Here is a 26,535-nt window from a genome sequence, read left to right as displayed (position 1 = left end):
TCCGTGCAACCACTCCACAACACCATGAGCACTCCCACTTTTTCTGTCGCTGACATCCGCAAGTCCTTCCTGGACTTCTTCGTCTCCAAGGGCCACACCGTTGTGGCGTCCAGCCCCCTAGTGCCCGGCAACGATCCCACGCTGATGTTCACCAACTCGGGCATGGTGCAGTTCAAGGACGTGTTCCTGGGCACCGACAAGCGCCCCTACAACCGGGCGGTGTCCGTACAGGCCTGCCTGCGTGCCGGTGGCAAGCACAACGACCTGGAAAACGTGGGCTACACCGCGCGCCACCACACCTTCTTTGAAATGCTGGGCAACTGGTCGTTTGGCGACTACTTCAAGCGCGAATCGCTCAAGTGGGCCTGGGAGCTGCTGACGCAGGTCTACAAGCTGCCGCCGGAGCGCCTGCTGGCCACGGTGTACCAGGAAGATGACGAGGCCTATGACATCTGGACCAAGGAAATCGGCCTGCCGCCCGAGCGCGTGATCCGCATCGGCGACAACAAGGGCGGCCGCTACAAGTCCGACAACTTCTGGATGATGGCCGACACCGGCCCCTGCGGCCCTTGCTCTGAGATCTTCTACGACCACGGCCCGCACATTGCAGGTGGCCCTCCCGGCAGCCCCGATGAAGACGGCGACCGCTTCATCGAGATCTGGAACAACGTGTTCATGCAGTTCGACATGGCCGAAGACGGCTCGGTCACGCCGCTGCCCGCGCCCTGCGTGGACACCGGCATGGGCCTGGAGCGCCTGGCCGCCATCCTGCAGCACGTGCACAGCAACTACGAGATCGACCTGTTTGACGCACTGATCAAGGCCGCCGGCCGCGAGACCGGCGTGGCGGACCTGAATAACAAGAGCCTGCGCGTTATTGCCGACCACATCCGCGCCACCGCGTTCCTGGTGAGCGACGGTGTGATCCCCAGCAACGAAGGCCGGGGCTACGTGCAGCGCCGCATCGTGCGCCGCGCCATCCGCCACGGCTACAAGCTGGGCAAGAAGACCCCGTTCTTCCACAAGCTGGTGGCCGATCTGGTGCGGCTGATGGGCGACGCCTATCCATCGCTGCGCGAGCAAGAGCAGCGCATCACCGACGTGCTCAAGACCGAAGAAGAGCGCTTCTTTGAAACGCTGGCCAACGGCATGGAAATTCTGGATGCAGCGCTGGACGGCGGCGCCAAGGTGCTGCCCGGCGACGTTGCGTTCAAGCTGCACGACACCTATGGCTTCCCGCTCGACCTGACCAACGACGTGTGCCGCGAGCGCGACGTGGAAGTGGACGAAGCCGGCTTCAAGACCGCCATGGAAAAGCAGAAGGCCCAGGCCCGTGCTGCAGGCAAGTTCAAGATGGACAAGGCGCTGGAGTACACCGGCGTGGCCAACCAGTTCACCGGCTACGAACACCTGTCCGAGACTGCAAAAATCGTAGCAATCTATATAGATGGGACAGGCGCAGCGGCCCTGAAAGCCGGTCAAAACGGTGTGGTGGTGCTGGACACGACCCCGTTCTACGCCGAAAGCGGTGGCCAGGTGGGTGACGAGGGCGTCATCACCAGCGGCTCGGCCCGTTTTGCGGTGGGCGACACGCTCAAGATCAAGGCCGATGTGTTTGGCCACCACGGCACCCTGGAAGAGGGCACGCTGAACGTGGGTGACACGGTGCAGGCCCAGGTCAACACCGCCGTGCGTGCTGCCACGGTGCGCAACCACTCGGTCACGCACATCATGCACAAGGCCCTGCGCGAAGTGCTGGGCAGCCACGTGCAGCAAAAGGGCAGCCTGGTCAATGCCGACCGCACCCGTTTCGACTTCACGCACAACGGCGCCGTCACTGCGGCCGAGATCCGCGAGATCGAGCGCCGCGTCAATGAAGAAATCCTGGCCAACCAGCCCACGCAGGCGCGCGTGATGGACATCGAGTCTGCTCAGAAGACTGGCGCCATGATGCTGTTCGGCGAGAAGTACGGCGAAACCGTGCGCGTGCTCGACATAGGCACCAGCCGTGAACTCTGCGGTGGCACGCACGTGCAGCGCACGGGCGACATCGGCCTGTTCAAGGTGGTGGGCGAAGGCGGCGTGGCCGCAGGTGTGCGCCGCATCGAGGCCGTGACGGGCGCCAACGCGCTGGCCTATCTGCAGAACCTGGAAGACACCGTGAACCAGGCTGCCAGCACCCTCAAGGCGCCCGTGGCCGAACTCAACGGCCGCATCAGCCAGGCGCTCGATAACGCCCGCGCGCTCGAAAAGGAAGTGGCGGCCCTCAAGGGCAAGCTGGCCTCCAGCCAGGGCGACGAACTGGTGAACCAGGCGGTGGAGGTGAAGGGCCTGAAGGTGCTGGCTGCCGCGCTGCCTGGTGCCGACGCCAAGACCCTGCGCGACACCATGGACAAGCTCAAGGACAAGCTCAAGACCGCTGCCATCGTGCTGGCCGCGGTGGACAGCGACAAGGTGCAGATCGCTGCAGGCGTGACTGCCGACAGCGTGGGCAAGCTCAAGGCCGGTGAGCTGGTCAACTTTGTGGCCCAGCAAGTGGGCGGCAAGGGTGGCGGCAAGCCAGACATGGCCATGGCCGGTGGCACCGACGCGGCCAAGCTGCCTGCAGCGCTGGCCTCGGTGACGGGCTGGGTCACGCAGCAGCTGGGCTGATGCCCGGCACCACCCGGGCGGCATGGGCCGCTGGGGTGGTGTTGCCAAAAAGGGGATGACGGGCGACGGGCTTTCCCCCTACATTCAGCCGCATGGACGACACCATGCGCGAAAGCCCACCGGCGCCCAAGCCCACCGTGCCGGGCGATTCGCCGACCCTACTCAGCCAGGGGGCGGCGGCAGACCTGCCCTGGTGGCGGCGCATCACGGTGCCGTTCGAGGTGTTGATCGCCACCGTGGTGGTCTCGGCCATGCTGCTGCTCACGGCGCTGCTGGTCTACCAGGTCAGCACCAGCGCACGGCAGGCCATCATTGCCGCATCTGACGACAGCGCGCAGCACATCAGCCAGCTGGTGGCTGAGCGGGTGCAGCGCATCGTGGACCCGGCCGATGCGTCCATTCGCCTGCTGGCATTCGACCCCATTGCCTCGGCCACATCTCTGCCTGCGCGCATGCGCCGACTGCCGGTGCTGGCGCGCCTGCTGGGGCAAAACCCGCTGCTGTCGGCAGTGTTCATTGGTTACCCCGACGGTCAGTTTCTGCTGGTGCGCCCGGTGCGCGATGAGGCCATGCGCCTGCGGCTGGATGCGCCCCGTGAGACGGCCTTTCTGGTGCAGTCCATGGCGCGCGAGCGGGGCATGAGTGGCCTGGTGGGGCGCTGGAGCTATTACGACGCTGCGCTGCGCCAGATCGACTCTTCCGTGCGGCCCGAATACCGCTACGACCCGCGCCCCCGGCCCTGGTATGCCGAGGCGGCAGAGAAAAACACCCAGATCCTCACCGCCCCGTACGTGTTCTTCACCACGCAGGAGGTGGGTGTCACGCTGAGCCAGCCCAGCGAAGACGGGCGCGCCGTGATTGGCCTCGATGTGGCGCTGACCGACCTGGGGCGCGAGATTGCCGGGCTGCGCCTGATGCCCCGCACCGAAATCGCGGTGGTGGACAAGGACCTGCGCGTGCTGGCCTACCCGGATATGTCTCGCGTGATCATGCGCGACGGCGCAACGTCCAGCTTGCGCCTGCGCATGCTGGACGACCTGGGGGTGAGCAGCCTGCAGGCCATGCAGGGGGCGGGGCTGCAAAGTGGCCAATCGCAACGCCTGGTGGCCGATGGTGAGGAGTGGCTGACGCGTGCATTGCCGCTCGAATCCATGCGCTGGCGCGGGCTGCAGATCCTGATGGCGATTCCCACCCAGGCGCTGCTGGCTGATGTGAACGAGAACCTGCGGCGCCAGGTGTGGCTGTCGGTGTCGCTCATTGGCCTCATGCTGCCCGTGGGTTGGCTGGCCGGGCGCCGCGTGGGGCGCAGCCTGTTTGGCCTGGCGTCGCAGGCGCGGGCGCTGGCGCGGTTCGACTTCCGGCGTGCGGATCGCCCGCTGTCGCCCGTGCGCGAGGTGCGCGACCTGGGGCAGGTGATGGACCGCATGTCGGACACCATCCAGGAGTTCCTGCACATCACCCACCACATCAGTGCCGAATCGCGCACCGATCTGATGTTGTCCAGCGTGTTGTACGAGCTGGTGCGTGCCACCAGCTGCACCGGAGGCGCGGTCTACATGGTCGAGCCCCAGCGCGCAGGGCTGCTGCGCACAGCCCGCTACTGCGAAGACCCCGCTCAGCAGTCCCGCTTTCCTGATCACCTGGGCATGGTGCATTTCATCAACCACACCCAGCCCCAGGCAGGCGACCAGCACGAGGACGACGACGACACAGAGCCGGTGCGCGTGCTGCGTGTGCAACTGCGCACGCGGGACGGGCAACCCCTGGGGCTGCTGGTGCTGCGGTATGTGGCCGACGCGTTGCAGGACGACGCGCATTTCCGCGCCTTTGTCGAGAAGCTCTCGGGCACGCTGTCGGTGGCGATTGAAACGCGCAACCTGATTGAAGCGCAAAAGAAGCTGCTGGACGCCGTGATCCGCCTGCTGGCCGATGCGATTGACGCCAAGAGCCCCTACACGGGCGGGCATTGCGAGCGGGTGCCACAGCTGGCCGAATCGCTGATGCAGCGCATGTGCGAGGCCAAGGAGGGGCCTTTTGCGCCTGTGTCCATGACGGACGCCGAGCGCTATGAATTCCGCCTGGGGGCCTGGCTGCACGACTGCGGCAAGGTCACCAGCCCAGAGCACATCATCGACAAGGCCACCAAGCTGGAGACGCTGTACAACCGCATCCACGAGGTGCGCATGCGCTTCGAGGTGCTGTGGCGCGATGCCGAGCTGGACTACTGGAAGCAGCAGGTGACGGGGGTGGACCCGGTGCGCCTGCAGCGCGAGCTGCTGCAGCGGCGCGAGCAATTGCAGCAAGACTTTGCCTTTGTGGCTCGCTGCAACGTGGGCGGCGAATTCATGGCCGAGGCCGACATTGCCCGCCTCAAGGCCATGGGCCGCCAGGTGTGGCAGCGGCATTTTGACGACCGCCTGGGCCTGTCGGCCGCCGAGATGCTGCGGCTGGCCAACGTGCCCGCGCGCCCGCTGCCTGCCAACGAACCCCTGCTGGCCGACCGTCCCGAGCACATCGTGCCCTGGGGCACGCGCAGGCCACCGGTGGAGGCGGGCCACCCGGCCAACCGCTGGGGCTTCGACATGGTGCTGCCGCCGCAGGAGGCGCACCTGGGCGAACTGCACAACCTGTCGATCCAACGCGGCACGCTCACGGCGGAAGACCGCTTCAAGATCAACGACCACATCGTGCAGACCATCATCATGCTCAGCAGCCTGCCGTTTCCGCCGCACCTGGCGCGGGTGCCGATGATCGCGGGCTCGCACCACGAAAAGCTGGATGGCACAGGCTACCCGCGCCGCCTCAAGGCCGCCGAGCTGACCCTGGCCGACCGGGTGATGACCCTGGCCGACATCTTCGAGGCGCTGACGGCCGCCGACAGGCCCTACAAGCCGCCCAAGACGCTGTCCGAGTCGCTCAAAATCATGACGCACATGGTGCGCGACCGGCATATCGACGCCGAGGTGTTCCGGTTTTTCCTCACCAGCGGTGTGTGGCGCGAGTATGCCGAGCAGTTCCTGGCACCTGCGCAGCGCGATGTGGTGGATGTGGACGCCATTCTGGCGTCGCTGGCCTGATCAAGCCACGGCGGGGCGCGGCAGGCGGCGGGCAGGCGAGGGCCCGCCCGGCGGGGCAGCGTCAGAACAGTTCGACGTCGTCGTTGGCAACCTTGGCCGCAAGGTGGCCGTTGGCCACCAGGTCGTCGTAAAAGCAGACCTGGTTGCGGCCGTGCTCCTTGGCGTAGTAAAGCGCCTGGTCGGCCTGGCCGAGGATTTCGACTGGCGAGCCCTTGGTGGTGCAGACAAAACCCAGGCTCACAGTGACCCGGCCCACCTGCGGAAAGTTGTACTCCTGCACGGCCAGCCGGAAGCGGTTGAACACCTTGTGGGCCGTGCTCAGCGTGGTGGAGCGCAGCAGCACCACAAACTCCTCGCCGCCAAAGCGGAAGATGCGGTCGTGGCTGCGGAACGAGCTGCGCAGGATGTTGGCAATCAGGATCAACACCTCATCGCCATACAGGTGGCCAAAGCGGTCATTCACCTGCTTGAAGTGGTCGATATCCACCACGGCCAGCCATTGCTGCACGGGTTCGTGTTCATTGGCCACAGGGCTTTCTTCGGCCACCAGCGATTCGTTGGCGGCGCTGTTGCGGCTGGCCAGCCCACTCATGGTGTGGCGCGAGAACTGCTCGTCAAACGTCTTGCGGTTGAACAGCCCGGTCAGCGCATCGCGCTCGCTGTAGTCGAGCAGGCTCTGGTAGTTCTGGTAGACCTGGAACACGCCCATGAGCACATCCAGCTTGTGGGCCGAGAACGGGCGCGACTGGGTGATCTCCAGACAGGTGCTGACCTTGTCATGCATCCACACCGGCAGCCACAGCACATACCGGCCCTTGCGCGGCGAGGCCAGTGCGCTTTCGCCGTGGGTGTCCACGCAGCCGCGCAGCGCCGGGTAGTTGTCCAGCGGCTCGCGGCGGGGGTCTGCGGCGGCCTCCGAGTCGGTGGAGACCAACTGGCCGTTGTCCACCCAGGTGCGCGGGCGCACATAGGGAACGCCTGCATCGGTAAAAAGCTCCAGGGCCCGCACTTCGGTGATGCTGCTGAGTTTTTGCAGCGTGGACAACACCGACACCTCCAACCGCAGGTGGTCGCGGTGGCCAGTCATCTCCACCAGGTTTTGCAGGATGGGTTTCATAGGCGGTGTTTGGCGGGCCGGTCGGGGCATGGGATGGGCTGTTACAGCAACTAGGTGCGCCGCACGAACACCACGTCCCACACTCCATGCCCGAGCCGCAGGCCGCGGTTCTCGAACTTGGTGAGGGGGCGGTAGTCGGGCTGCGGCGCAAAGCCGGTGGCGGTGTTCTGGAGCAGGGGCTCGGCGCTCAGCACCTGCAGCATCTGCTCTGCGTAGGGTTGCCAGTCGGTGGCGCAGTGCAGGTAGCCACCGGGTTTGAGACGTGCGGCCAGTTTGGCCACCAGCGGGGACTGGATAAGACGGCGCTTGTTGTGCTTGGTCTTGTGCCAGGGGTCGGGGAAGAAGATGTGCACACCGTCCAGGCAGCCCATCGGCAGCATGTGGTCGATGACCTCCACGGCGTCGTGCTGGAGGATGCGGATGTTGGTCAGGCCTTGCTCGCCGATGCGTTTGAGCAACGCACCCACACCGGGCTCGTGCACTTCGCAGCACAGGAAATTGTCGGCTGGGCGCACCCCGGCAATGTGGGCCGTGGCCTCGCCCATGCCAAAGCCGATTTCGAGCACCAGCGGGGCGCTGCGGCCAAAGGCGGCCGCGGCGTCCAGCGGAGCGGGGGCATAGGGCAGAACAAAACGGGGGCCAAAGTCTTCAAAGGCCTTGGCCTGGCCGGTGGTGGTGCGGCCTGCACGGCGCACAAAGCTCTTGATGGTCTTGGGATGGGTCACGCCCGCAGGCGCAGCGCCGGGGGCGGAAGGAGCGGCAGCGGGCGCTGCGCTCAGGGGGGCGGAAACGAGGGTCGGTTCAATCACGGTGAGCCATTGTAGTTTCGTCGCCACGCCGCGACCCACTGTGTTTGTGCGTCGCCCAGGTGATTGTTGTGCGGATGTTCCAGTGCGGGCAGGCCCAGCACCTGGGCGGCCTGCGACAGGGCCTGCAGCGGGTTGCCCAGGTCCAGCGCGCGGGCGCCGTTTTGCTTGGAGAGCTTTTCGCCGTTGGCGCCACACACCAGCGGGGTGTGCAGATAGCGGGGCGTGGGCACGCCCAGGGCCTGTTGCAGCAGGATCTGGCGCGGGGTGTTGTCGGCCAGGTCTTCGCCGCGCACCACATCGGTGATGCCCTGGTCCGCATCGTCCACCACCACGGCGAGCTGGTAGGCCCAGAGCCCGTCGGCCCGGTGCAGCACAAAGTCACCCACGCTGCGGGCCACGTCCTGCTGCTGCGGGCCCAGGCGGCGGTCGCACCAGTGCAGAACGTGACTTGCTATTGAATTAATAGCTGACGGGGCATGTCCATCGCGCGGAAGGGCCTCTTTTTGCTTGAAATCCGTGGCATTGAACCGCCACGAGCGGCCCGTGCGGCCCCGCAGCCCGTGGCGGCAGGTGCCGGGGTAGGGCAGTGCGGCGTGGCGTTCGCGCGCATGGCCCAGCGCGGCCTGGGCGTCTTCGATGTCCTTGCGTGAGCAGGCACAGGGGTAGGCGTGGCCATGCGCCACCAGCTGGTCCAGCGCCCGCTGGTAGTGGGCAGAACGCGCCGACTGCCACTGGGGCTCCGCATCGGGCACCAGGCCACAGGTGGCCAGCTGCTGCAGGATGAAACGGTCGGCGCCCGGCACGCAGCGGGGGGTGTCCACGTCCTCGATGCGGACCAGCCACTGCCCGCCATGGGCGCGTGCATCGAGCCAGCTGGCGAGCGCCGCGGCCAGCGAGCCCGCATGCAGCGGGCCTGTGGGGGAGGGGGCGAAGCGGCCCACGTAGCGCCCTGCGGCGCCCGTGGTCGCAGTCATGCCACCGCGAGTGCCAGCTCCAGGCCCGACACGAAGGCGTCTTCCACGCGGTGCCCCAGGCACCAGTCGCCACAGGCGCCCAGGCCCATGGCGGTGTCCCACAGGTGGCTTTTGCCCAGGGGGTGGGTGGTTTGTGCATAGCGCCAGCGGCGCGTGTCGGCGTGGGCCGGGGTGGCGCGGATGCCGGTGACTTCGGCAAAGGCCTTGAGCAGCTTGGCCTGCACGCGGGCTTCGTCGTCTTCGAGGTGTTCTGCCGACCAGGCGGGGCTGGCCTGCACCGTCCAGCGTTCGACCACATTGCGGCCGGGCTTGGAGGATTCCCGCGCCAGCCAGGCGATGCGGTGGTGGGTGCTGCGCGCCGCGTTCCACTGCGGGCCCAGCGTGGTGAGGCCCGGGCGCACGGCCTGGGGGTAGGCCAGCATCAGCGTCCAGCACGGGGCGATGGCCACCTTGGAGAGGGCGTCGGTCAGGGGCGTGTCCACGGCCGAGCTGGCCAGCAGCGCCTGCGCAGGCACGGCGGGCTGGGCCAGCAGCACGGCGTCAAACCCGGCGTAGACATGCTGGCTGCCGCCAGGGCCTTCCGTGCGCAGTTGCCAGCCGGGGGTGTTCAAGGGATCAGGCTCAATGCGGGTCACGCGGGTGTTGGTGAGCAACTGGCCCGACAGGCGCAGCGGCTCGGCCCAGGTGCCCACCAGGGCCTGCATGCCCGGGCTGGCCACCCAGTGGGCCTCGCGGTGGGGCAGGCCTGCGGCGGCCACGCGGCCTGCGGCGTCCAGCACCTGGACGGAATTGGCGCTCCAGCGCTTGCAGATGCCGGGCACGGTGTCGATGGCACGGGCAAAGCGTGGGTCGCGCACGGTGAAGTACTGGGCCCCGGCGTCAAAGTTGCCAAACGGGGTGTCGATGGTGGCGGTGCGGCCACCGGCCTGGGCGGATTTTTCAAACACCGTCACGCGGTGCCCGGCCTGCACCAGGGTGCGGGCGCAAGCAATGCCTGCCATGCCGGCGCCGATGATGGCGAAGTGGCGCTGGGGTTTGCCCGACAGAGTGGTGGGGGCTGCGGGTGCCGCAACGGGGGCGGTGGTCGGGGCGCTGGTGCGTCGGAGCCGTTTGGCGGGGCGAGGATCGGGTGTGCTCATGGGAGGCCTTTCGGTGACGGTCGGCAGATGAAATGCAGTACAGAACCAACGGTGACCACTCTACACGCGCAGCCGGGGGATGGGCGCTTGATCGGGATCAGAAATGATGGTGGTTTTCCAGCAGAGCGCGGCGTGTGGCGGGGCTTTGCAACTGGTTCAGCCACCACTGCAGCGCGCGGCCGGGTGCGGTGAAGCCGGGGCCGCCCCAGGCGTAGTGCACGCGCACGTTGCGCTCGGGCCGGGCCACGCGGCGGGCTACCAGGCGGCCTGCCTCCAGGTAGGGGCGCACCATGGGTTCGGGCAGAAAGCCGCCGCCCAGGCCGCGCAGTTGCACCTGCACCTTGGCCTGCATGGTGTCCACCGTCAGCACATCCTGCCCGCCCAGCAGGCCCATGGTGGCGCCGCCGCGCGTGGCCGAATCGGCCACGGCCACGGCACGGTGCTCCAGCAGGGTGGCGTCAGAAATCGGTTCGGGCGCGGAGGCGAGCGGGTGGTGGGGTGCCACGACATAGATGAACAGCACATCGCCCAGCAGCCCTTGCTGGAGGCCCGCCACATTGTTGCTGGCCACCGATACGCCTATCGCCAGGTCGGCGCGGCCCGAGGTCAGGGCCTCCAGCGTGCCGGTCATGATGCCGTCGCGCAGCTTCAGGCGCGTGGGCGGCTGCATGGCGTAGAAAGCGTCCACCAGCTCCAGCATGGTGTGGGGCGAGATGATGCCGTCGATGGACAGCGTGAGCTGCGGCTCCCAGCCCGTGGCCACGCGGCGCACGCGGTGGGCCACGGCGTCGATGTCCTGCAGCAGGCGCGCGCCTTCGCGCAGCAGCTCCACCCCGGCCTCGGTGGGACGGGCCTGGCGCGCGCTGCGGTCGAACAGCAGCACGTCCAAAGCGTCTTCGATCTGGCGCACGCGGTAGGTGAGGGCGCTGGGCACCAGGCCCAGTTGCCGTGCAGCGGCGGCAAAGCTGCCGGCCTCGGCAATCACCTGCAGCATGGTCAGCGCATCGGGGGTGAGGACATCGCGGGCGTTTTGCATGGTGGCGCCATGTTAATTCAGATTATTTGAACATTGCCATCAATCCGTCTGTGCCCGCAGCGGGTGTGGCAGTCCTACAGTCGAGTCTTGAAAGGAGCACTCACATGCTGACTGTTCGTAAATCGCAAGACCGGGGCCACGCCGACCATGGCTGGCTCAATTCCTTCCACAGCTTCTCTTTCGCCGGGTACTACGACCCCGCCCACATGGGCTTTGGCAACCTGCGCGTCATCAACGAAGACCGCATTGCACCCGGCACCGGGTTTGGCACCCATGGCCACCGCGACATGGAAATCATCAGCTACGTGCTGTCGGGCGAACTGGCCCACAAGGACAGCATGGGCAACATCAAGGGCATCCCGCCCGGCGACGTGCAGCGCATGAGCGCAGGCACCGGTGTGCAGCACAGCGAGTTCAACCACGCTGCGGGCCAGACCACGCATTTCCTGCAGATCTGGATCGAGCCCAATGTGCGCGGCATCCCGCCGAGCTACGAGCAAAAGACCTTTGCCGAGGCGGAAAAGCGCGGCGCCCTGCGTCTGGTGGCATCGCCCGACGGCGCCCAGGGCTCGGTCAAGATCCATGCCGATGCAGCCCTGTACGCAGGTTTGCTGAATGGCGCGGAATCCGTCACGCTGGCGCTGAACCCCGGCCGCAAGACCTATGTGCACCTGGTGCGTGGCGCGCTGAGCGCCAACGGCCAGGCCCTGTCGGGCGGCGATGCGCTGCTGATGGAAAAGGAAACCACCTTGTCGTTGACCGATGGCCACGACGCCGAGGTGCTGGTGTTTGACCTGGCCGCGTGATTTTTACTTCGTAACCACTTTCACTCAGGAGTTCTTCACCATGCTCACATCCCTGCAAAACCCCCTGGCCCTGGCCGCACGCCTGCTGCTGGTTGCCCTGTTCCTGCCTGCGGGCATCAGCAAACTCACCGGCTTTGCCGGCACCGTGGGCTACATCACCTCGGTGGGCCTGCCCATGCCCACGGTGGCGGCGGCCCTGGCCGCGGCGGTCGAGGTGCTGGGCAGCCTGGCGCTCCTGTTTGGCGTGGGCACCCGGTTTGCTGCGCTGGCACTGGCTTTCTTCACGCTGGTGGCCAGCTTCTTCTTCCATGCCTACTGGAACCTGCCCGCCGACAAGCAAATGATGCAGCAGCTCATGTTCTTCAAGAACGTGGGCGTGACCGGCGGCCTGCTGGCCCTGGCTGCGTTTGGCGCCGGCGCCTGGAGCCTGGACGCACGCCGCTCGGACCGCTGATCCGGTTTGCATAGAAAGGGCCTGCAGCCCGCAGGGGTGCAGGTTCTGGCATTCAATCTCGCCATTGGTTGTCGTTCTGCTGGCAGTTCTTTTGGTTCTTTCCCCTGGTCTCGTTCCCTCATCGTTTCAACAGGAGTTATCTCATGGCACACATCGCAGTTGTTTACCACTCGGGTTATGGTCACACGCAGCGCCTGGCGCAGTCTGTGGCAGAGGGCGCAGGCGCCCAGCTGGTCGCCATTGATGCAGAGGGCAACCTGCCCGAAGGTGGCTGGGAAACGCTGGCCGCAGCCAGTGCCATCATTTTTGGCTCGCCCACCTACATGGCCGGCCCCAGCTGGCAGTTCAAGAAGTTTGCCGACGCCTCGTCCAAGCCCTGGTTCAGCCAGGCCTGGAAGGACAAGCTGTTCGCAGGCTTCACCAACAGCGCCAGCACCAATGGCGACAAGCAGATCACGCTGGATTACATGTTCCACCTGGCCATGCAGCACGGCGGCATCTGGGTGGGCAACGGCATGATGCCCGCCAACTCCAAGGCGGCCACGCGCAACGATGTGAACTGGATCGGCTCGTTCAGCGGTGCCATGTCCCAGTCACCGTCCGACGCCTCGGCCGCCGAGATGTTCCCTGGCGACCTGGAGACGGGCAAGCAGTTCGGCCAGCGTGTGGCCGACGTGGCCCGCCGCCTCGACCGTTAAGCCCCCTTTTGGCGCTACAGTGGCGCGCCCCAATACAACCAGGAGAACACCCCATGGCAGTTGAATTGCGGCGCGTCCCCGGCGCGCCCATGGCCCAGACCGTGCATATCCGTGCGCACGACCTTGTGGCCGATGGCAGTGTGGAGGAGGGCGGCACCGACAGCGGCCCCAGCCCGCACGACCTGTATGACGCTGCCCTGGGGGCCTGCAAGGCCCTCACGGTGCTGTGGTACGCACGCCGCAAGGGCCTGCCGGTGGACGATGTGCAGACCGTGGTCGAGCGCGACGCCTCGGCCGAGCGCACAGGCGTCTACCGCCTCGCAACGCGGCTGCGGGTCAGCGGTGACCTCACCGATGCCCAGATCGCCGAGCTGGAAACCGTGGCGCAGAAATGCCCCGTGCACAAGCTGATGACTACGGTGACGACTGAGATCAGCACCTCGGTGGAGCGTGCGCCATGAGCGATACCCCCAGCTTTCTGCCCCTCAAGGGCCACGCCAAGGACCTCGGTGGCGGCTTCACCGTGCGCCGTCTGCTGCCCGCCGTGCAGCGCAAGGCCGTGGGGCCGTTCCTGTTTTTTGACCACTTCGGCCCGGTGACCGTGATGCCGGGCGACAGCCACGATGTGCGGCCCCACCCGCACATCGGTCTGGCGACGGTGACCTATCTGTTCTCTGGCGCCATCATGCACCGCGACAGCCTGGGCTGCGTGCAGCAGATCGAGCCCGGTGCCATCAACTGGATGACGGCGGGCCGGGGCATCGTGCACTCCGAGCGCCGCCCCGAAAGTTTGGCTGACACCGCCTATGTGAACCACGGCATTCAGCTGTGGACGGCCTTGCCCGTGGCGCATGAAGAGGCCGATCCCTCCTTTGTGCACACGCCTGCAGCTGCCATTCCTGAAGTGCATGTGGGCAGCGCCGGTGGTGCCGCAAGTGCCACGGTGCGCGTGCTCATTGGCACGGCCTTTGGCCAGGCCTCGCCGGTGGCCACACTCTCGCCCACGCTGTACCTGGATGTGCAGCTGTCCGCAGGTGCCACGCTGGAGATCCCGGCGCTGGCGCAGGAAATGGCGGTCTACACCGTGGACCAGCCGGTGCAGCTCAATGGCCAGACTCTGGACGCCCAGTTGCTGGGTGTGGTGGAGAGCGGGCAGGGCATGCACCTGGCGGCCCCTGCCGATACAGGCGCCCGGCTCATGGTGATTGGCGGTGATGCGCTGGATGCCCCGCGCCACATGTGGTGGAACTTTGTATCCAGTCGCAAGGAGCGCATCGTGCAGGCCGCGCAAGACTGGGACGCGCAGCGTTTGGGCCAGGTGCCGGGTGAGACGGAATTCATTCCGCTGCCGCCCCAGCGCTTCAAGGCAGACTGAACTCGCCTGCGGTCAACGCCTTTCAGGCTTTGACCGCGCCACATCCTTGCCGGAGCAGGGGGATCAGCTCGGCCTCGGGCACGGGGCGGCTGAAGTGGTAGCCCTGGCCCTGGTCGCAGCCCAGGCCCTGGAGAATCTGCACATGGCGGGATTCCTCCACCCCCTCGGCCACGATGGCAAAGCCCAGGCTCTGGCCCATGCGCACCACGGCCGAGACGATGGTCACGTCCTGCGTGCTGCGGTGCAGGTCGCGGATGAAGGCCTGGTCGATCTTGAGCGTATCCACCGGCAGATTCTTCAGGTACGACAGCGATGAGTACCCGGTGCCGAAGTCGTCGATAGCGATGCTGTAGCCCAGCTCCTTGATCGCGATGAACTTGCCGGTCACGTCCTCCAGCCCGCTGATCAGCGCGCTTTCGGTCACTTCCAGCTGGATCAGGCGCGGGATGTCGCGGTCTTCGGCTGCGATGGCGCGCAGCGTCTGCAGCAGGCGCGGGCTGCGGAACTGCGCTGCCGCCACGTTGACCGCCACAGGCACTTCGGTGCCCAGCATGTCGCGCCAGCGCCGCGCGGCGGCAATGGCCTCACGCAGTACCCAGTCGCCGATGTCGATGATGAGGCCGCTTTCCTCGGCAACGGGGATGAAGCTGGCGGGCGGAATGCGGCCCAGTTGCTGGCTCTCCCAGCGCAGCAGGGCTTCCACGCCCACGATCCGGCCGCTCGCCAGTTCCACCTTGGGCTGGTAGGCCAGCCAGAACTCGCTCTGGGCCAATGCAGTGCGCAGCCCGTTTTCGACGCTCAGCCGCCGCGAAGACTCCTGCAGCTGCCGGTCGTCAAAGACGCAGTAGGTATTGCGCCCCAGCTTCTTGGCGGCATACATGCCCATGTCCGCACGGCTCACCAGTTCGGCCGGTGTGCTGCCGTGATCGGGGAAGAGGCTGATGCCCACCGAAGGCGTGACGTGCAGCTGGTAGCCCTCCAGGGTGAACGGGCGGCGGATCTGGTTCATCAGCTCCTGCGCGAGGGCAATGGCCTGCTCTTCGCCGCTCAGCTGTGGCAGCACCACCAGGAACTCGTCGCCACCGTGGCGCGTGACCCAGGCCGGGGGCATCACCGTGGCCTGCAGGCGCAGCGCCAGCTGGCGCAGCAGCAGGTCTCCCACCTGGTGGCCCAGGGTGTCGTTGATGTCCTTGAAGTTGTCCAGGTCGATGAACAGCAGGGCCAGCTGGCCTTGGGCTGCCCGCGCATGGGCGAGGTCCAGCGGCAGGTCGCGCGCCAGCTTAGAGCGGTTGCCCAGGCCTGTGAGTGGGTCGTGGAAGGCCTGGAAGACGATCTGCCGCTCTTTGTCGATTTCTTCGGAGATGTCGCGCAGCACCAGCAGCAGCACCACGTCCCCCGGGTTGTGCAGCGGCACGGCGTTGAGTTCTGCCACAAAGGCGCGCGCGTGTGCCGGGGCAATGCGCAGTTCGCCACGCACACGCCGCGGCTGCCGGGATTGCCGGGCCTGTTCCAGCCATTCGCCGCGTGGCTCGCCGCTGGCTTCGTCCAGCAGCCGGAACAGGTTGTGCCAGGGCTGTCCCTGCAGCGTGGGCTCTGCCATGCCCAGCAGGCGCGCAGCCGCACCGTTGGCATAGGCCACGTCGCCTGCGCCGTTGAGGGCCAGCACCCCGTCGCTGAGCGCGCCCAGCGTGGCCTCGATCTCCTGCACCCGTGCGCGCAGCGCGCGCTCGGCCTGCAGGCGCAACCCGGCTTCGGTGGCGCGTTCGGTGTGAAAGCGGTTGAGGGCATCCACCAGGGCGTCGAGTTCGTCGGGCTGCGTGCCACTGGTTTTGCGCTGCAGGCGGATGCGGTCCCGGTTGTCCAACGGGTTCAGGCCGGTGACGGCCCGCGCCAGCGCCGACAGGTGGCGCATGATGAGCCAGCGCACGATGACGACCAGCATGGCGGCGATGCTGGCGATCTGCAGCAGCTGGGCGATGGCGATGCGCCAGGCAGTCTCGGCCTGCTGCGCACGCAGGGCGGCATAGGACTCGTACACCCGGATCTCACCCAGCTGGGGCTGGTTCGGGCCGGTGTGGGTGGGGTCGGCGATGGCGTGGGTCCAGGTGGTGTCGATGGGCGGGACTTCGCCAGGGCGCGACACCGTCATCAGCGTGCGGTCCCCGTCCAGGATGTCGGCCCGCACGATGGCCCCTTCGCCGACCATGCCGGTGAGCAGGGCGCGCAGGCTGGCATTGTTGAAGTTCCAGAGGCTATCGCTGAGCGCGGGCAGGTTTTGTTGCACGCTGCGCTGGGCCTGCTCGTGCGCCCGCTCCAGCAGCCGGGCCCTTTCTTGCCACACAGTCACCCCGGTGATGGCGGCAAATGCCACCAGGCTGGCCACAACCACCCAGGCCAGGGTCTTGGAGGTCAGCGACGAGGGGTGGAGCAAACGCATGGGCCGTGGGGGCTTGAAAGAAGAGGTGCCATGGCTGAACGGCCGGGTTGCAGGGGATGCAAGCAATCATCTTGCCAGCGGGGCGGGTTCATTCATTATGTCGGCGTGCGGAAGTTGACACAACGCACACAGGTGGTTACGTTGTTTTCCTCCGTGGCCGGAAAAAGGGAACACACCATGCGACGCCATCTTTGCCTGTTCTGGGGGCTGCTGCTGGCGAGTGCTTTGGGCGCTGCTGTGCAGGCCGAAACGCTGCGCATCGCCACCGGCGAGCTGCCACCTTATGCCAGCGCGGCACGGCCCGACCAGGGGATCTCCCTGCACATCGTGCGCCAGGCCTTTGCCAAGGCGGGGGTGCAGGTGGAATATGTCTTCTTGCCCTGGACACGGGCCCTGGTGGAGACACGCGACGGCAAGTGGGACGCCACCGCCGCCTGGGGCCGCAATGCCGAGCGCGACAAGGGGTTTCTGGTCAGCGACAACGTGCTGACCGAGCAGTGGCAGATTCTTTATCGCAGCGACCGGAACTTCACCTGGAGCAGCCTGCAGGACCTGGCGGGGTTGCGCATTGGGGTGGTGGCCGACTACACCTACACCCCCGCGTTCTGGCGCATGGCGAAGGACGGCACCCTGCGCGCAGACGTGGCGCCCGACGATGTGAGCAACCTCAACAAGTTGCTGGCGGGCCGCGTGGATGTGGTGCCGCTGGACCGCAACGTGGCCTGCGACCTGCTGGGCGCCAAGTTCACGGGCGAGCAGGCGCGCCGCGTGCGGGCGCACCCCAAGCTGTTTGTGCCCGATTTCACGACCCACCTGATGATGAGCGAAAAGCTGCCCGCCAGCGCCAAGCGCATGGAGGCCTTCAACCGGGGCCTGAAAGCGCTGCGCCAGTCGGGGGAGTACGGCAAGATCCTGCAGCAGCAGCCCTGTGCCGCCGACCTTGCTCAGGCGCTGCAGGGAGGCTAAAAATATGAGTAAAAAGGCCTTCTGCGCGCGATGGGTAAGCTTTTTAAGCTACTCTTTTGATAGTTATTCAGCGTCCGGGGCCGACAGATCTGTGGCCAGCACCGCACGCTCGTCGAACACAAAACAGCCGCCGTGGTAGTGCGCCCCGTCTGTCAGTTCGAAGTATTTGAGGATGCCGCCCTCCAGCTGATAGACATGCGGCAGGCCTTCCTCGCGCATGAGGATGGCGGCTTTTTCGCAGCGGATGCCGCCGGTGCAAAAGCTCACCACGGTCTTGTCCTGCAGCTCGGCCTTGTGAGCGCGCAGGGCGGGTGGAAACTGGGTGAACTTGTCGATGCGCCAGTCGATGGCGTTATCGAAGGTGCCCGCGTCCACCTCGAAGGCGTTGCGGGTGTCGAGCGTGACCACTTCGCGGCCTTCGTCGTCATGCCCCTGCTCCAGCCAGCGGCGCAGTGTGGCTGGGTCTACGGAAGGCGCGCGGCCTGCGGCAGGGCGGATGGTGGGGTGGTCCATGCGGATGATTTCGCGCTTGACCTTGACCAGCATCTTGCGGAACGGCACCGTGGCCGACCAGCTCTCTTTGGGCTCCAGGTCGGCAAAGCGGGCATCGGTGCGCAGCTGCGCGACAAAACCCCGCACGGCATCGGCGGGGCCTGCCAGAAAGAAGTTGATGCCTTCCTCGGCCAGCAGGATGGTGCCCTTGAGCTGGGCGGCCACCGCGCGTTCGTGCAGCAGCTCACGCAGCGCAGCGGCATCGGGCAGCGGCACGAACTTGTAGCAGGAGATGTTGAGGACGGTGTCGGTGGTGTTCACGGCAGTAAAAATGCACAAAGGCCCGCTGGCGGGCCTGTGGTTCAGGTTGGCACAGTGGCCAAGGCGCGCCCTGGCATATGCCGGTCAGGCTGCAGGTGACAGCAGCGTGGTCTCTATCTTGTTGGCCAGCTGGGCAATCGCCAGCGCCGCCGGGCAGCCGGGGGTTTGCAGCAGCAGCAGCTGGCGGCGCATCACGGCATCGCGCACCGAAGGGTCGGCCGGGATGTCGCCCATGTGGATCAGGCGCATGGGGCGGCCGGATTCGGTGCTGACGAATCGGTCGAGCACCTGCTGCAGCTGGCTGGTAATGGCGCGGCCATCACCCGGGCGCGCGGCCTGGTTGATGACCATGCGCACATGCTGGCGTTTTTGCTGCATGGCCAGGACCTTGATGGCGGCGTAGGCGTCGGTGAGCGAGGTGGGCTCGGGCGTGGCTACGATCAGCACCTCGGAGGCCAGCGACACAGAGAACAGCACCACATCCGAGATGCCTGCGCCGGTGTCGAGCAGCACCACATCGTAGCGCGGGGTGAGCGCCTGGATCACGCTCAGGAACTGGTTGCGCACTTCGGGGGTAAGGCGCGAATACTCCACCATGCCGGAGCCGGCCAGCAGCACGTCAAAACCACCCGGGGCGGTAATGACGGCGTCGTCCAGCGCGGCCTTGCCGGTGAACACATCGTGCAGCGTGATCTTGGGGTGCAGGTTCAGCACCACATCGAGGTTGGCCAGGCCCAGATCGGCGTCCAGCACCAGCACACGCTGGCCCCGGCGGGTGAGGGCGGCCGCCAGATTGGCGGAAACAAAGGTCTTGCCCACGCCGCCCTTGCCGCTGGTGACTGCAATGATGCGGGCGCCATCCGGGGTGGCGGCGGCGGGTGTGGCGGGGCCCGCAGGGGCTGCGGGCGTGGTGGGGTGAGGGGTCAGCGCGTCGCTCATCATCTAACTTTCAGTAGGCGCTGCCTGTGGGGTTGGGGTCCAGCGGAGGCAGGTCGCCCCAACCCGAGGGGGTGTAGAGCGGGCCAAACAACAGGCTTTTTTCCTCGGCACTGACGGTGCTGTCGGGTTGCTCCTCAATGCTGACGCGGTTGCGTCCGGCCGATTTGGCCTGGTAGAGCTGGTGGTCGGCGCGGTCGGTCCACAGCAGGGTGGTCGAGCGGATCCACTGCATCGCAAAGGCACCACCCACGCTCACTGTCACGTTCAGCTCCACACCGGGCGAGATCCGGATGGGGGTGTTGGCCACGGCGCGGCGGATGCGTTCTGCCACCACGCGGCCAAACGCGGCCTGGCAGGCGGGCAGCACCACGGCAAATTCCTCGCCGCCGTAGCGCGCCAGGGTGTCCATGGGGCGCACACAGGCGCTGAGCGTACGGGCCACCGACTGCAACACCACGTCACCGGCCAAATGGCCGTGGGTGTCGTTCACTTTCTTGAAATGGTCGATGTCCAGCATCAGCAGCAGGGCCGCTTCGCCAGAACGCGTCACGCGGTCGATCTCGCGCTCCAGCACGGCACGGAAATGCCTGCGGTTGGCCAGGCCGGTGAGGGGGTCTTTGAGGGACAGCTCGCACAGGCCGTCGATCAGGCCTTGCAAGTAGCGCGAAGGGGCTTCGCGGTGCAACGCTGCTTCGCTGCCGCCGGCCTGAGCCACCAGCGCGTGAGCAGTATCCAGGCGAAGCTCGCGCAGATCTACCAGATGAGAGGCCGCAGAGTCAGACACAAATGGAGCAAAGAGAGTTTGCGCAGTGTACCAGCGCAAGGGCCACCCGAGCGCCTGCCCGGGGTGTAGGTAAAACCCGCGCAGGGGCTTGTCTGGCGCTGTTCTACGCCCTGGGCGTGGGTTCGGGCAGGTGCTGCATGGCTACCAGCATGTCGGCATCGGTGCGGTACATGGCCAGCCCGGCACGGGGCTCCAGCAGGCCCGCCTGCCGCAGCACCTGCTCGGCAGGCAGCTTGAGGCCACTCAGGTGCAGGGTTCCGCCCCGGGACTGCATCAGCCCCAGCAGCTGCGCAAAGGTCTCCACCCCGGTCACGTCGATGCGGTTGATGGGCTGGGCCAGCAGGCACAGGTGCACCACGTCGGGGTGTTGCGCGAGGTGCTCGGCCACCCGCCGCTCCAGGGCGCTGGCCGAAGCGAAGTCCAGTTCGGCATCCATGCGCAGCGCCAGCAGCCGGGGGGCGAGCGGGGGCAGCTGCCACAGGTGGCGGTCGCGCAGGCTGCCGTCCGGGTGCAGGCCCACTTCGATGATGCGCGGATGAAGCCGCTGGTACAGAAAGTGGCTCAGGTTGATCAGCAGCCCCACCAGCACGCCCCAGTACATGCGTGGCGCCGTGGCCAGGGTCAGGGCGAAGGTGATGCCGCCGATCACGGCCTCGACCCGCGACACCCGCCACAGCCGCAGCATCGTGCCGGGCTTGATGAGGCTGGTCACGGCCGTGACCACCACGGCCGCCAGCACCGACTGCGGCACGTGGTACAGCGCGGGCGTGAGCCACAGCAGCACCACCAGCACCAGGCTCAGCGCAAACAGCGTGGCCCAGCCGCTTTTGGCACCGGCGTACAGGTTGATGGCCGAGCGCGAGAATGAGGCGCTGGTGGCGAAACTCCCGCACAGGCCGCTGCTGATCTTGGCCAGGCCCTGGCCGATCAGGTCCTGGTTTTCGTTCCATTGCTCGCCCGAGCGCTGGCTCTCGACCTTGGCGCTGGAGGCCGTCTCCAGAAAACTCACCAGCGTGACCACCAGCACCGGCATGACCAAGGCAGAAAAGCTGGACCAGGGCAGGGTGCCCGGCCAGTAGGGGGCTGGCAGGCCCGAGGGCAGGGAACCCACCACCGCGCCACCGGCGTCGGCATACCCCAGGGCCCAGCTCAGCGCACCCGCTGCGCCCACCACCACGATGGCGGCCGGAAAATTGGGCCTCCAGCGACGTGCCAGCATCAGCAGCGCCAGGCTGCCCAGCCCGAAGGCAGCAGCTGTCAGGTCGAACAGGCCGGGCGAGGGCGTGGTCAGCAGCGTGCTCCATTCCGCCGCCCGCAGGCCGGTGAGCGCACCCAGCTGCGAGCCCAGGATCAGCAGCGCCGCCGCCTGCGTGAAACCATTGAGCACGGGCGATGTGACCAGGTTGAGCAGCCAGCCAAACCGCGCCAGCCCCATCACCAGCTGCAGCAGGCCCGAGAGCATGGCCATCCACGCCGCCAAGGCCACCCACTGAGCACTGCCGGGCTCGGCCAGGCCGGTGAGCGATGCACCAATCAGCAAGCTGGTGAGCGCCGTCGGCCCCACGCCCAGCCGGGTGGAGGCGCTGAACAGCACGGCAATCAGCGCCGGGATCAGCGAGGCGTAGATCCCTGTGACCAGGGGCATGCCCGCCAGCGCGGCATAGGCCACGCCCTGGGGCACCAGCATCAGGCCCACCGTCATGCCCGCCCAGAACTCGCCCTTGAGCAGGTGACGGTCGGGGCGGGGCCATGCGAGAAACGGAAACCAGCGGGTCAGCGACGGCGAAATCATGGCCCGATTGTCGCGTGTCAAGGCCGCTCTGCAGGGATGGGTCGGGGGAAATCCGGCGGTGTGCCCCGACTCCGTCCTACAGGCACTTCGGCCCTGTCCGACCCGGTGGCCGCGTGCCGCTGCCTACAGTGGGGCCCATGTTTCAACCGCAAGGAGTCACAGCATGAACACATCGAAGACGACCCACTTCCACCCCGCCCATCGCGTGGCCAGCCTGCTGGCTGTGAGCGCACTGGCCCTGGGCCTGGCAGCCTGCAGCAAGACCGAGGAGCCCACCGTGGGCCAGCGGCTTGACTCGGCTGTAGAGAAGACCGAGCAGGCCGCTGCCGATGCCCGCGCCAAGGCCGAGGCCGCGATGCAGAGCGCCGAAACCAAGGTGGAGCAGGGCGCCGTCAGCGCCGAGGCCAAGGCCAAGCAGGCAGCGGAGGCAGCCAAGGGCGTGATCGACGACGCGACCATCACCGCCCAGGTGAGTGCTGGCCTGGCCAAGGACCCCGATCTGAGCGCCGTCAAGATCAACGTGGACACCGTGAATGGCAAGGTCACGCTGAACGGCCCTGCGCCTTCTACCCTGGCCCGTGACCGTGCCGAGACCATTGCCAAGGCGATCAGCGGCGTCACCGCTGTGAACAACCAGCTGGTGGTAAGCGCCAGCTAAACCCGTTGCAGCCCGCAGGCACCGCGCCGCCCAGGCTTGTCCTGGGCGGCGCGCTACCATGGCCGCCATGAAAGACCACGAAACCGATCTCGCCACCCGCCTCGTTCACCACGACTACCTGCCGCCCACCGGTTTTGAAGCCCCCCAGCCCGGGGTCTACAAGGCGTCCACTGTCATCTTCCCCAACGTCGCGGCCATGCGATCGCGCGAATGGAAAGACAAGAGCGGCTACACCTATGGCCTGCACGGCACGCCCACCACCTTCATCCTGGAAGAGCGCCTGTGCGCACTGGAAGGCGGCCTGCAGTGTGTGCTGGTGCCCAGCGGCCTGGCCGCCATCGCCAACGTGGGGCTGGCCCTGCTCAAGCCCGGCGACGAGGTGTTGATCCCCGACAACGCCTACGGCCCCGGCAAGGACTTCGCCAATGGCGAGCTGGCCCGCTTCGGCATCACCCATGCGTTTTATGACCCCCTGGACCCGGCCGACCTGGCCGCGCGTATCACGCCTGCCACCCGGCTGGTGTGGCTGGAGGCGCCGGGCTCGGTGAGCATGGAGTTTCCCGACCTGTGCGAGCAGGTCCGCATCTGCCGCGCACGGGGCGTGACCACCGCGCTGGACAACACCTGGGGCGCGGGCCTGGCGTTTGCGCCGTTTGACCTGACGGGCGACGGCAGCCTGGGCGTGGACATTTCTGCCCATGCACTCACCAAGTACCCCAGCGGTGGGGGCGATGTGCTCATGGGCAGCGTCATCACGCGCGACCAGGGCCTGCACATGAAGATCAAGCTCACCCACATGCGGCTGGGCCTGGGCGTGGGCGCCAACGATGCCGAGGCGATCTTGCGGGCGCTGCCCAGCATCGGCCTGCGCTATCGCGCCCACGACGAAGCAGCCCGCGCACTGGCGCGTTGGTTGCAGCAGCAGCCCGCCATCGTCCAGGTGCTGCACCCGGCGCTGGAGGGTGCCCCCGGCCACGCCCACTGGAAGGCTCTGTGTGGTGCCGCAGACGGCGGGCAGGGCGCCGCGGCGGGTTTATTCAGCGTGATGATCGACGCGCGCTATACCCAGCAGCAGGTGGATGCGTTCTGTGACGGCCTGCGCCTGTTCAAGCTAGGCTACAGCTGGGGCGGCCCCATGAGCCTGGTGGTGCCCTACACCATCGCCAGCATGCGCAGCCGCCCTTCGTCCCACCTGAAACCGGGCACGCTGGTGCGCTTTTCCATCGGGCTGGAGGCGGTAGAGGACCTGCGGCGTGACCTGCAGCAGGCGATGGAGCGGGCTTTCCCTGCCGCCTGAGTTTGCATTCAGGCCCCAACCCCAGCGGCCGACGCCGTCCGGGCTACGGGCTTTCCTCAGTGGCGCGGCCGAACGGGCGGGCTTAGTGTGGCGGCATGACCGCGACATCCTCCAAGCCCGCACCGGACGCCCTCAGCACGCCAGACGCCTCGGAAGCCCGGCAGGCCGAGGCCATTGCCAACCGCGTCAAAGCCCAGACGGCCCAGCCTGTGCAGTTGCAGCCGTTGCGCCTGGCCGATCCCTTCCGGTGGCTGATGCGGGGGCTGGACGATGTGCGCGCCGCGCCGGGCATTGCGGCGTTCTATGGCCTGTGTTTCTGGGGCATGGCGGTGGTGCTGGGCTGGGTGTTCCGCACCCGGCCCGAATACACCATGTCCATGGCCAGCGGCTGCCTGCTGCTGGGGCCGTTTCTGGCCATGGGGCTGTACGACACCAGCCGCAGGCGCGAGGCGGGCCTGAAACCAGAGCTGAGTGAATCCCTCACCTGCTGGGACAGTCACATGGGCAGCATGGGCATGCTGGTGCTGGTGCTGGTGGTGTTGGAGCTGCTCTGGGGTCGTGCGTCGCTGGTGGTGTTTGCGGTGTTCTTCAACACCGGCATGCCGTCCACCACGGGCGTCCTGCAGGCAGTGTTCAACCCCCAGAACTGGAGCTTCGTTGCGGTGTACGCGGTGGTGGGCGGGGTGTTTGCTGCGCTGGTGTTCTCCACCTCGGTGGTGTCCATCCCCATGATCCTGGACAGCGACACCGACGCGCTCACTGCCGGCATCACCAGCATGCGCGTGGTGCTGGAGAACCCCCTCGTCATGCTGCTGTGGGGGGCACTCATCACCATCCTCGTTGTGGCCTCGCTCTGGTTCTGGGGTGTGGGGCTGCTGCTGGCAGGCCCGGTACTGGGCTTTGCCAGCTGGCATGCCTACCGCGCGGCGGTGTCACGGGTCACGCCACCACCGCCTGCTGCGGCGTGATGCTTTGAGCTGGTTCTTGGAGTCGGCTCCAATGAGCATGCTGTTACAGTGGGCCTCTACTTCAGGAAGCAATTACCTTGGCAACACCTAACTACGGATACGAAAAGCGCCAGCGCGAACTCGCCAAAAAACAGAAAAAAGAAGAGAAGCTGAGGGCCAAGGCGCACCGCAGGCCGGATGAGCCGCAGGGGGATCAGCCGGCAGACGACCAGCCTGCCGGCGACGCTGCCACCCCCGGCCAGCCTGGGGGCCCCGCCAGCGCCTGACGGGCTGCATCTGGCGTCAGCGCAGCAGCTTTTTCAGTTCCGGCCACACATTGGCCAGCATCTGCGGATGCGCCTCGGCGCGTGGGTGGATGCGGTCAGGCTGGAACAGGCGGGTCGGGTCCGGCCCATCCGCCACCCCTTTCAGCAGAAAGGGCACCACGGCTGCCTTCTGGGCCTGCGCCACGGTGGTAAACAAACCCGCAAACTTGTTCGCATAGTCGGCGCCATAGTTGGGCGGCACCTGCATGCCCACCAGCAAGACCTTGGCGCCCGCCTTTTGGGCGGCCTGCGTCATCCAGGTCAGGTTTTCCTCGGTGTTCTTGAGCGGCAGGCCACGCAGGGCATCGTTGCCGCCCAGCTCGATCACCACATGGGTGGGCTTGTGCTGGGTCAGCAGGGCGGCCAGGCGCGATCGGCCGCCCGAGGTGGTTTCGCCGCTCACGCTGGCGTTGACCACAGTGATATTCAGCTTGTCTTGTGCCAACTGTTTTTCCAGCAGAGCCACCCAGCCCGTGCCGCGCGCCAGGCCGTATTCGGCACTCAGCGAATCACCCAGCACCAGCAGCAGGGGAGTGCGGGCGGGCGTGGCGGGGGCCTTGGTTTGGGCCAGGGCGGCCGGGGTGCAAAGCCCCACCAGCGCTCCGGTGGCTGCGCTCACGATAAAGTGGCGCCGACGCAGGTATCGAATCAAAGCAAAAATCCTTTCATGTCCGAATCCTCCCCACTGCCGCAGGCATCGTCTGCAACCCCCATCATCGCCGTGGAGCATGTCTTCAAGTCGGTGACCGATTCCACCGGCACCCTCGACATTCTGCGGGATATCGATTTCCGCCTGGCCGCCAGGGAAACCGCCGCCATCGTGGGGGCCTCGGGCTCGGGCAAAAGCACCTTGCTCTCCATCATCGCGGGGCTCGACACCCCCACGCGCGGCACGGTGCGGCTGGACGGCCACGACCTGTTTGCGCTGGATGAAGATGCCCGCGCTGCCCTGCGCGCGCAGAAGGTGGGTTTTGTGTTCCAGAGCTTCCAGCTCATGGGCAACCTCACCGCGCTGGAGAACGTGATGCTGCCGCTGGAGCTGTCCAACCGCCCCGAGATCCGCAAAAACGCGCGCAAGGCTGCCACCGAGATGCTGGCCCGCGTGGGCCTGGGCCAGCGCCTGTCGCACTACCCCAAGGTGCTGTCGGGCGGCGAGCAGCAGCGCGTGGCGCTGGCGCGGGCCTTTGTGGTGCAGCCCGCCGTGCTGCTGGCCGACGAGCCCACGGGCAGCCTGGACTTTGCGACGGGCGAGACCATCATGCGGCTCATGTTCGAGCTGAACCGCGAGCAGGGCACCACGCTGGTGCTCGTCACCCACGACCGGGCCATCGCTGCGCAGTGCGAGCATCGCATCACCATCGACGCGGGGCGCGTCGTCTGAGACGAAAAATTTGAGCTTTTTTGGCCGCTACCGCGCGATGGTATTGCCTTGATAGCTA

General features: G+C 66.8%; 24 protein-coding genes. 13 read left to right on the top strand and 11 right to left on the bottom strand.

Annotation, left to right across the window (positions count from 1 at the left end; genetic code table 11):
* Window positions 1-24 precede the first annotated feature (24 nt).
* Window positions 25-2,652 (top strand): alanine--tRNA ligase, encoded by a 2,628-nt coding sequence (alaS, locus tag ACSQ3O_RS14225; protein ID WP_436139355.1) that lies wholly within the window; start codon window positions 25-27, stop codon window positions 2,650-2,652.
* Window positions 2,653-2,744: 92 nt separating this feature from the next.
* On the top strand, window positions 2,745-5,729 hold the full coding sequence (locus ACSQ3O_RS14220) for an HD domain-containing phosphohydrolase (protein ID WP_436139354.1): 2,985 nt from the start codon (window positions 2,745-2,747) through the stop codon (window positions 5,727-5,729).
* Between the two features lie 61 nt (window positions 5,730-5,790).
* On the opposite strand, the gene ACSQ3O_RS14215 is transcribed toward ACSQ3O_RS14220, so the two are convergent.
* The 5 genes from ACSQ3O_RS14215 to ACSQ3O_RS14195 form a co-directional block, all read right to left on the bottom strand.
* The gene (locus ACSQ3O_RS14215; protein WP_298450478.1) at window positions 5,791-6,846 is read right to left on the bottom strand and encodes a GGDEF domain-containing protein; all 1,056 of its coding nucleotides are present in this window, start codon (window positions 6,844-6,846) and stop codon (window positions 5,791-5,793) included.
* A 50-nt stretch (window positions 6,847-6,896) separates the two neighbouring features.
* Complete coding sequence (gene trmB, locus ACSQ3O_RS14210; protein ID WP_436141129.1) at window positions 6,897-7,652, bottom strand: tRNA (guanosine(46)-N7)-methyltransferase TrmB; 756 nt, start codon at window positions 7,650-7,652, stop codon at window positions 6,897-6,899.
* Window positions 7,652-8,629: a tRNA glutamyl-Q(34) synthetase GluQRS gene (gene gluQRS, locus ACSQ3O_RS14205; protein ID WP_436139353.1), complete on the bottom strand. Its 978-nt coding sequence runs from the start codon at window positions 8,627-8,629 to the stop codon at window positions 7,652-7,654. The genes trmB and gluQRS overlap by 1 nt, the downstream gene beginning before the upstream one ends.
* A complete protein-coding gene (locus ACSQ3O_RS14200; RefSeq protein WP_436141128.1) occupies window positions 8,626-9,630 on the bottom strand; it encodes an NAD(P)/FAD-dependent oxidoreductase in 1,005 nt (334 codons plus the stop codon). Before ACSQ3O_RS14200 ends, gluQRS begins: the two co-directional genes overlap by 4 nt.
* Window positions 9,631-9,865: 235 nt before the next feature.
* Entirely contained in the window at window positions 9,866-10,804 is a 939-nt protein-coding gene (locus tag ACSQ3O_RS14195) for a LysR family transcriptional regulator (protein ID WP_137745602.1), read from the bottom strand.
* 104 nt (window positions 10,805-10,908) lie between these two features.
* Between ACSQ3O_RS14195 and ACSQ3O_RS14190 the strand changes: the two genes are divergently transcribed.
* The 5 genes from ACSQ3O_RS14190 to ACSQ3O_RS14170 all read left to right on the top strand — a co-directional run bounded on the left by ACSQ3O_RS14190 (window position 10,909) and on the right by ACSQ3O_RS14170 (window position 14,137).
* The gene (locus tag ACSQ3O_RS14190) at window positions 10,909-11,610 is read left to right on the top strand and encodes a pirin family protein (RefSeq protein WP_137745601.1); all 702 of its coding nucleotides are present in this window, start codon (window positions 10,909-10,911) and stop codon (window positions 11,608-11,610) included.
* 40 nt (window positions 11,611-11,650) lie between these two features.
* Window positions 11,651-12,064, top strand: coding sequence for a DoxX family protein (locus tag ACSQ3O_RS14185; protein ID WP_137745600.1), 414 nt, complete (start codon window positions 11,651-11,653; stop codon window positions 12,062-12,064).
* Between the two features lie 143 nt (window positions 12,065-12,207).
* Window positions 12,208-12,762: a flavodoxin family protein gene (locus ACSQ3O_RS14180; protein WP_056063158.1), complete on the top strand. Its 555-nt coding sequence runs from the start codon at window positions 12,208-12,210 to the stop codon at window positions 12,760-12,762.
* A 53-nt stretch (window positions 12,763-12,815) separates the two neighbouring features.
* Window positions 12,816-13,223, top strand: a complete 408-nt coding sequence (locus ACSQ3O_RS14175; RefSeq protein ID WP_436139352.1) for an OsmC family protein — start codon at window positions 12,816-12,818, stop codon at window positions 13,221-13,223.
* Complete coding sequence (locus ACSQ3O_RS14170; RefSeq protein WP_436139351.1) at window positions 13,220-14,137, top strand: pirin family protein; 918 nt, start codon at window positions 13,220-13,222, stop codon at window positions 14,135-14,137. Before ACSQ3O_RS14175 ends, ACSQ3O_RS14170 begins: the two co-directional genes overlap by 4 nt.
* A gap of 22 nt (window positions 14,138-14,159) precedes the next feature.
* Here the strand turns inward: ACSQ3O_RS14170 and ACSQ3O_RS14165 are convergent, their stop codons facing one another.
* Window positions 14,160-16,574, bottom strand: coding sequence for a putative bifunctional diguanylate cyclase/phosphodiesterase (locus ACSQ3O_RS14165; protein WP_436139350.1), 2,415 nt, complete (start codon window positions 16,572-16,574; stop codon window positions 14,160-14,162).
* Between the two features lie 177 nt (window positions 16,575-16,751).
* Here ACSQ3O_RS14165 and ACSQ3O_RS14160 point away from each other — a divergent pair, with 177 nt between their 5' ends.
* A complete protein-coding gene (locus ACSQ3O_RS14160; protein WP_436139349.1) occupies window positions 16,752-17,540 on the top strand; it encodes a substrate-binding periplasmic protein in 789 nt (262 codons plus the stop codon).
* A gap of 63 nt (window positions 17,541-17,603) precedes the next feature.
* Here the strand turns inward: ACSQ3O_RS14160 and ACSQ3O_RS14155 are convergent, their stop codons facing one another.
* From ACSQ3O_RS14155 to ACSQ3O_RS14140, 4 genes are all read right to left on the bottom strand, one after another.
* Window positions 17,604-18,353: a sulfurtransferase gene (locus tag ACSQ3O_RS14155; RefSeq protein ID WP_436139348.1), complete on the bottom strand. Its 750-nt coding sequence runs from the start codon at window positions 18,351-18,353 to the stop codon at window positions 17,604-17,606.
* Between the two features lie 84 nt (window positions 18,354-18,437).
* Window positions 18,438-19,292: a MinD/ParA family protein gene (locus tag ACSQ3O_RS14150; protein ID WP_436139347.1), complete on the bottom strand. Its 855-nt coding sequence runs from the start codon at window positions 19,290-19,292 to the stop codon at window positions 18,438-18,440.
* A 10-nt stretch (window positions 19,293-19,302) separates the two neighbouring features.
* Window positions 19,303-20,076, bottom strand: coding sequence for a GGDEF domain-containing protein (locus ACSQ3O_RS14145; RefSeq protein ID WP_137745593.1), 774 nt, complete (start codon window positions 20,074-20,076; stop codon window positions 19,303-19,305).
* A gap of 103 nt (window positions 20,077-20,179) precedes the next feature.
* Complete coding sequence (locus tag ACSQ3O_RS14140; RefSeq protein ID WP_436139346.1) at window positions 20,180-21,868, bottom strand: SulP family inorganic anion transporter; 1,689 nt, start codon at window positions 21,866-21,868, stop codon at window positions 20,180-20,182.
* 163 nt (window positions 21,869-22,031) lie between these two features.
* Here ACSQ3O_RS14140 and ACSQ3O_RS14135 point away from each other — a divergent pair, with 163 nt between their 5' ends.
* From ACSQ3O_RS14135 to ACSQ3O_RS14120, 4 genes are all read left to right on the top strand, one after another.
* Window positions 22,032-22,526, top strand: a complete 495-nt coding sequence (locus ACSQ3O_RS14135; protein WP_436139345.1) for a BON domain-containing protein — start codon at window positions 22,032-22,034, stop codon at window positions 22,524-22,526.
* Between the two features lie 58 nt (window positions 22,527-22,584).
* Window positions 22,585-23,823, top strand: a complete 1,239-nt coding sequence (locus ACSQ3O_RS14130; RefSeq protein WP_436139344.1) for a PLP-dependent transferase — start codon at window positions 22,585-22,587, stop codon at window positions 23,821-23,823.
* Between the two features lie 95 nt (window positions 23,824-23,918).
* Entirely contained in the window at window positions 23,919-24,791 is an 873-nt protein-coding gene (locus ACSQ3O_RS14125) for a DUF2189 domain-containing protein (RefSeq protein WP_436139343.1), read from the top strand.
* A gap of 77 nt (window positions 24,792-24,868) precedes the next feature.
* Entirely contained in the window at window positions 24,869-25,057 is a 189-nt protein-coding gene (locus tag ACSQ3O_RS14120; RefSeq protein WP_298450509.1) for a hypothetical protein, read from the top strand.
* 16 nt (window positions 25,058-25,073) lie between these two features.
* On the opposite strand, the gene ACSQ3O_RS14115 is transcribed toward ACSQ3O_RS14120, so the two are convergent.
* Window positions 25,074-25,748: an arylesterase gene (locus tag ACSQ3O_RS14115; protein WP_137745588.1), complete on the bottom strand. Its 675-nt coding sequence runs from the start codon at window positions 25,746-25,748 to the stop codon at window positions 25,074-25,076.
* A 15-nt stretch (window positions 25,749-25,763) separates the two neighbouring features.
* On the opposite strand from ACSQ3O_RS14115, the gene ACSQ3O_RS14110 reads away from it, so the two are divergent.
* Entirely contained in the window at window positions 25,764-26,477 is a 714-nt protein-coding gene (locus ACSQ3O_RS14110) for an ABC transporter ATP-binding protein (protein ID WP_137745587.1), read from the top strand.
* Window positions 26,478-26,535 lie beyond the last annotated feature (58 nt).

Origin of the sequence: Acidovorax sp. LjRoot74, assembly GCF_964254355.1 — a bacterium.
Taxonomy (GTDB): domain Bacteria; phylum Pseudomonadota; class Gammaproteobacteria; order Burkholderiales; family Burkholderiaceae_C; genus Acidovorax.
This window is presented reverse-complemented; position numbering and strand designations above follow the sequence as displayed.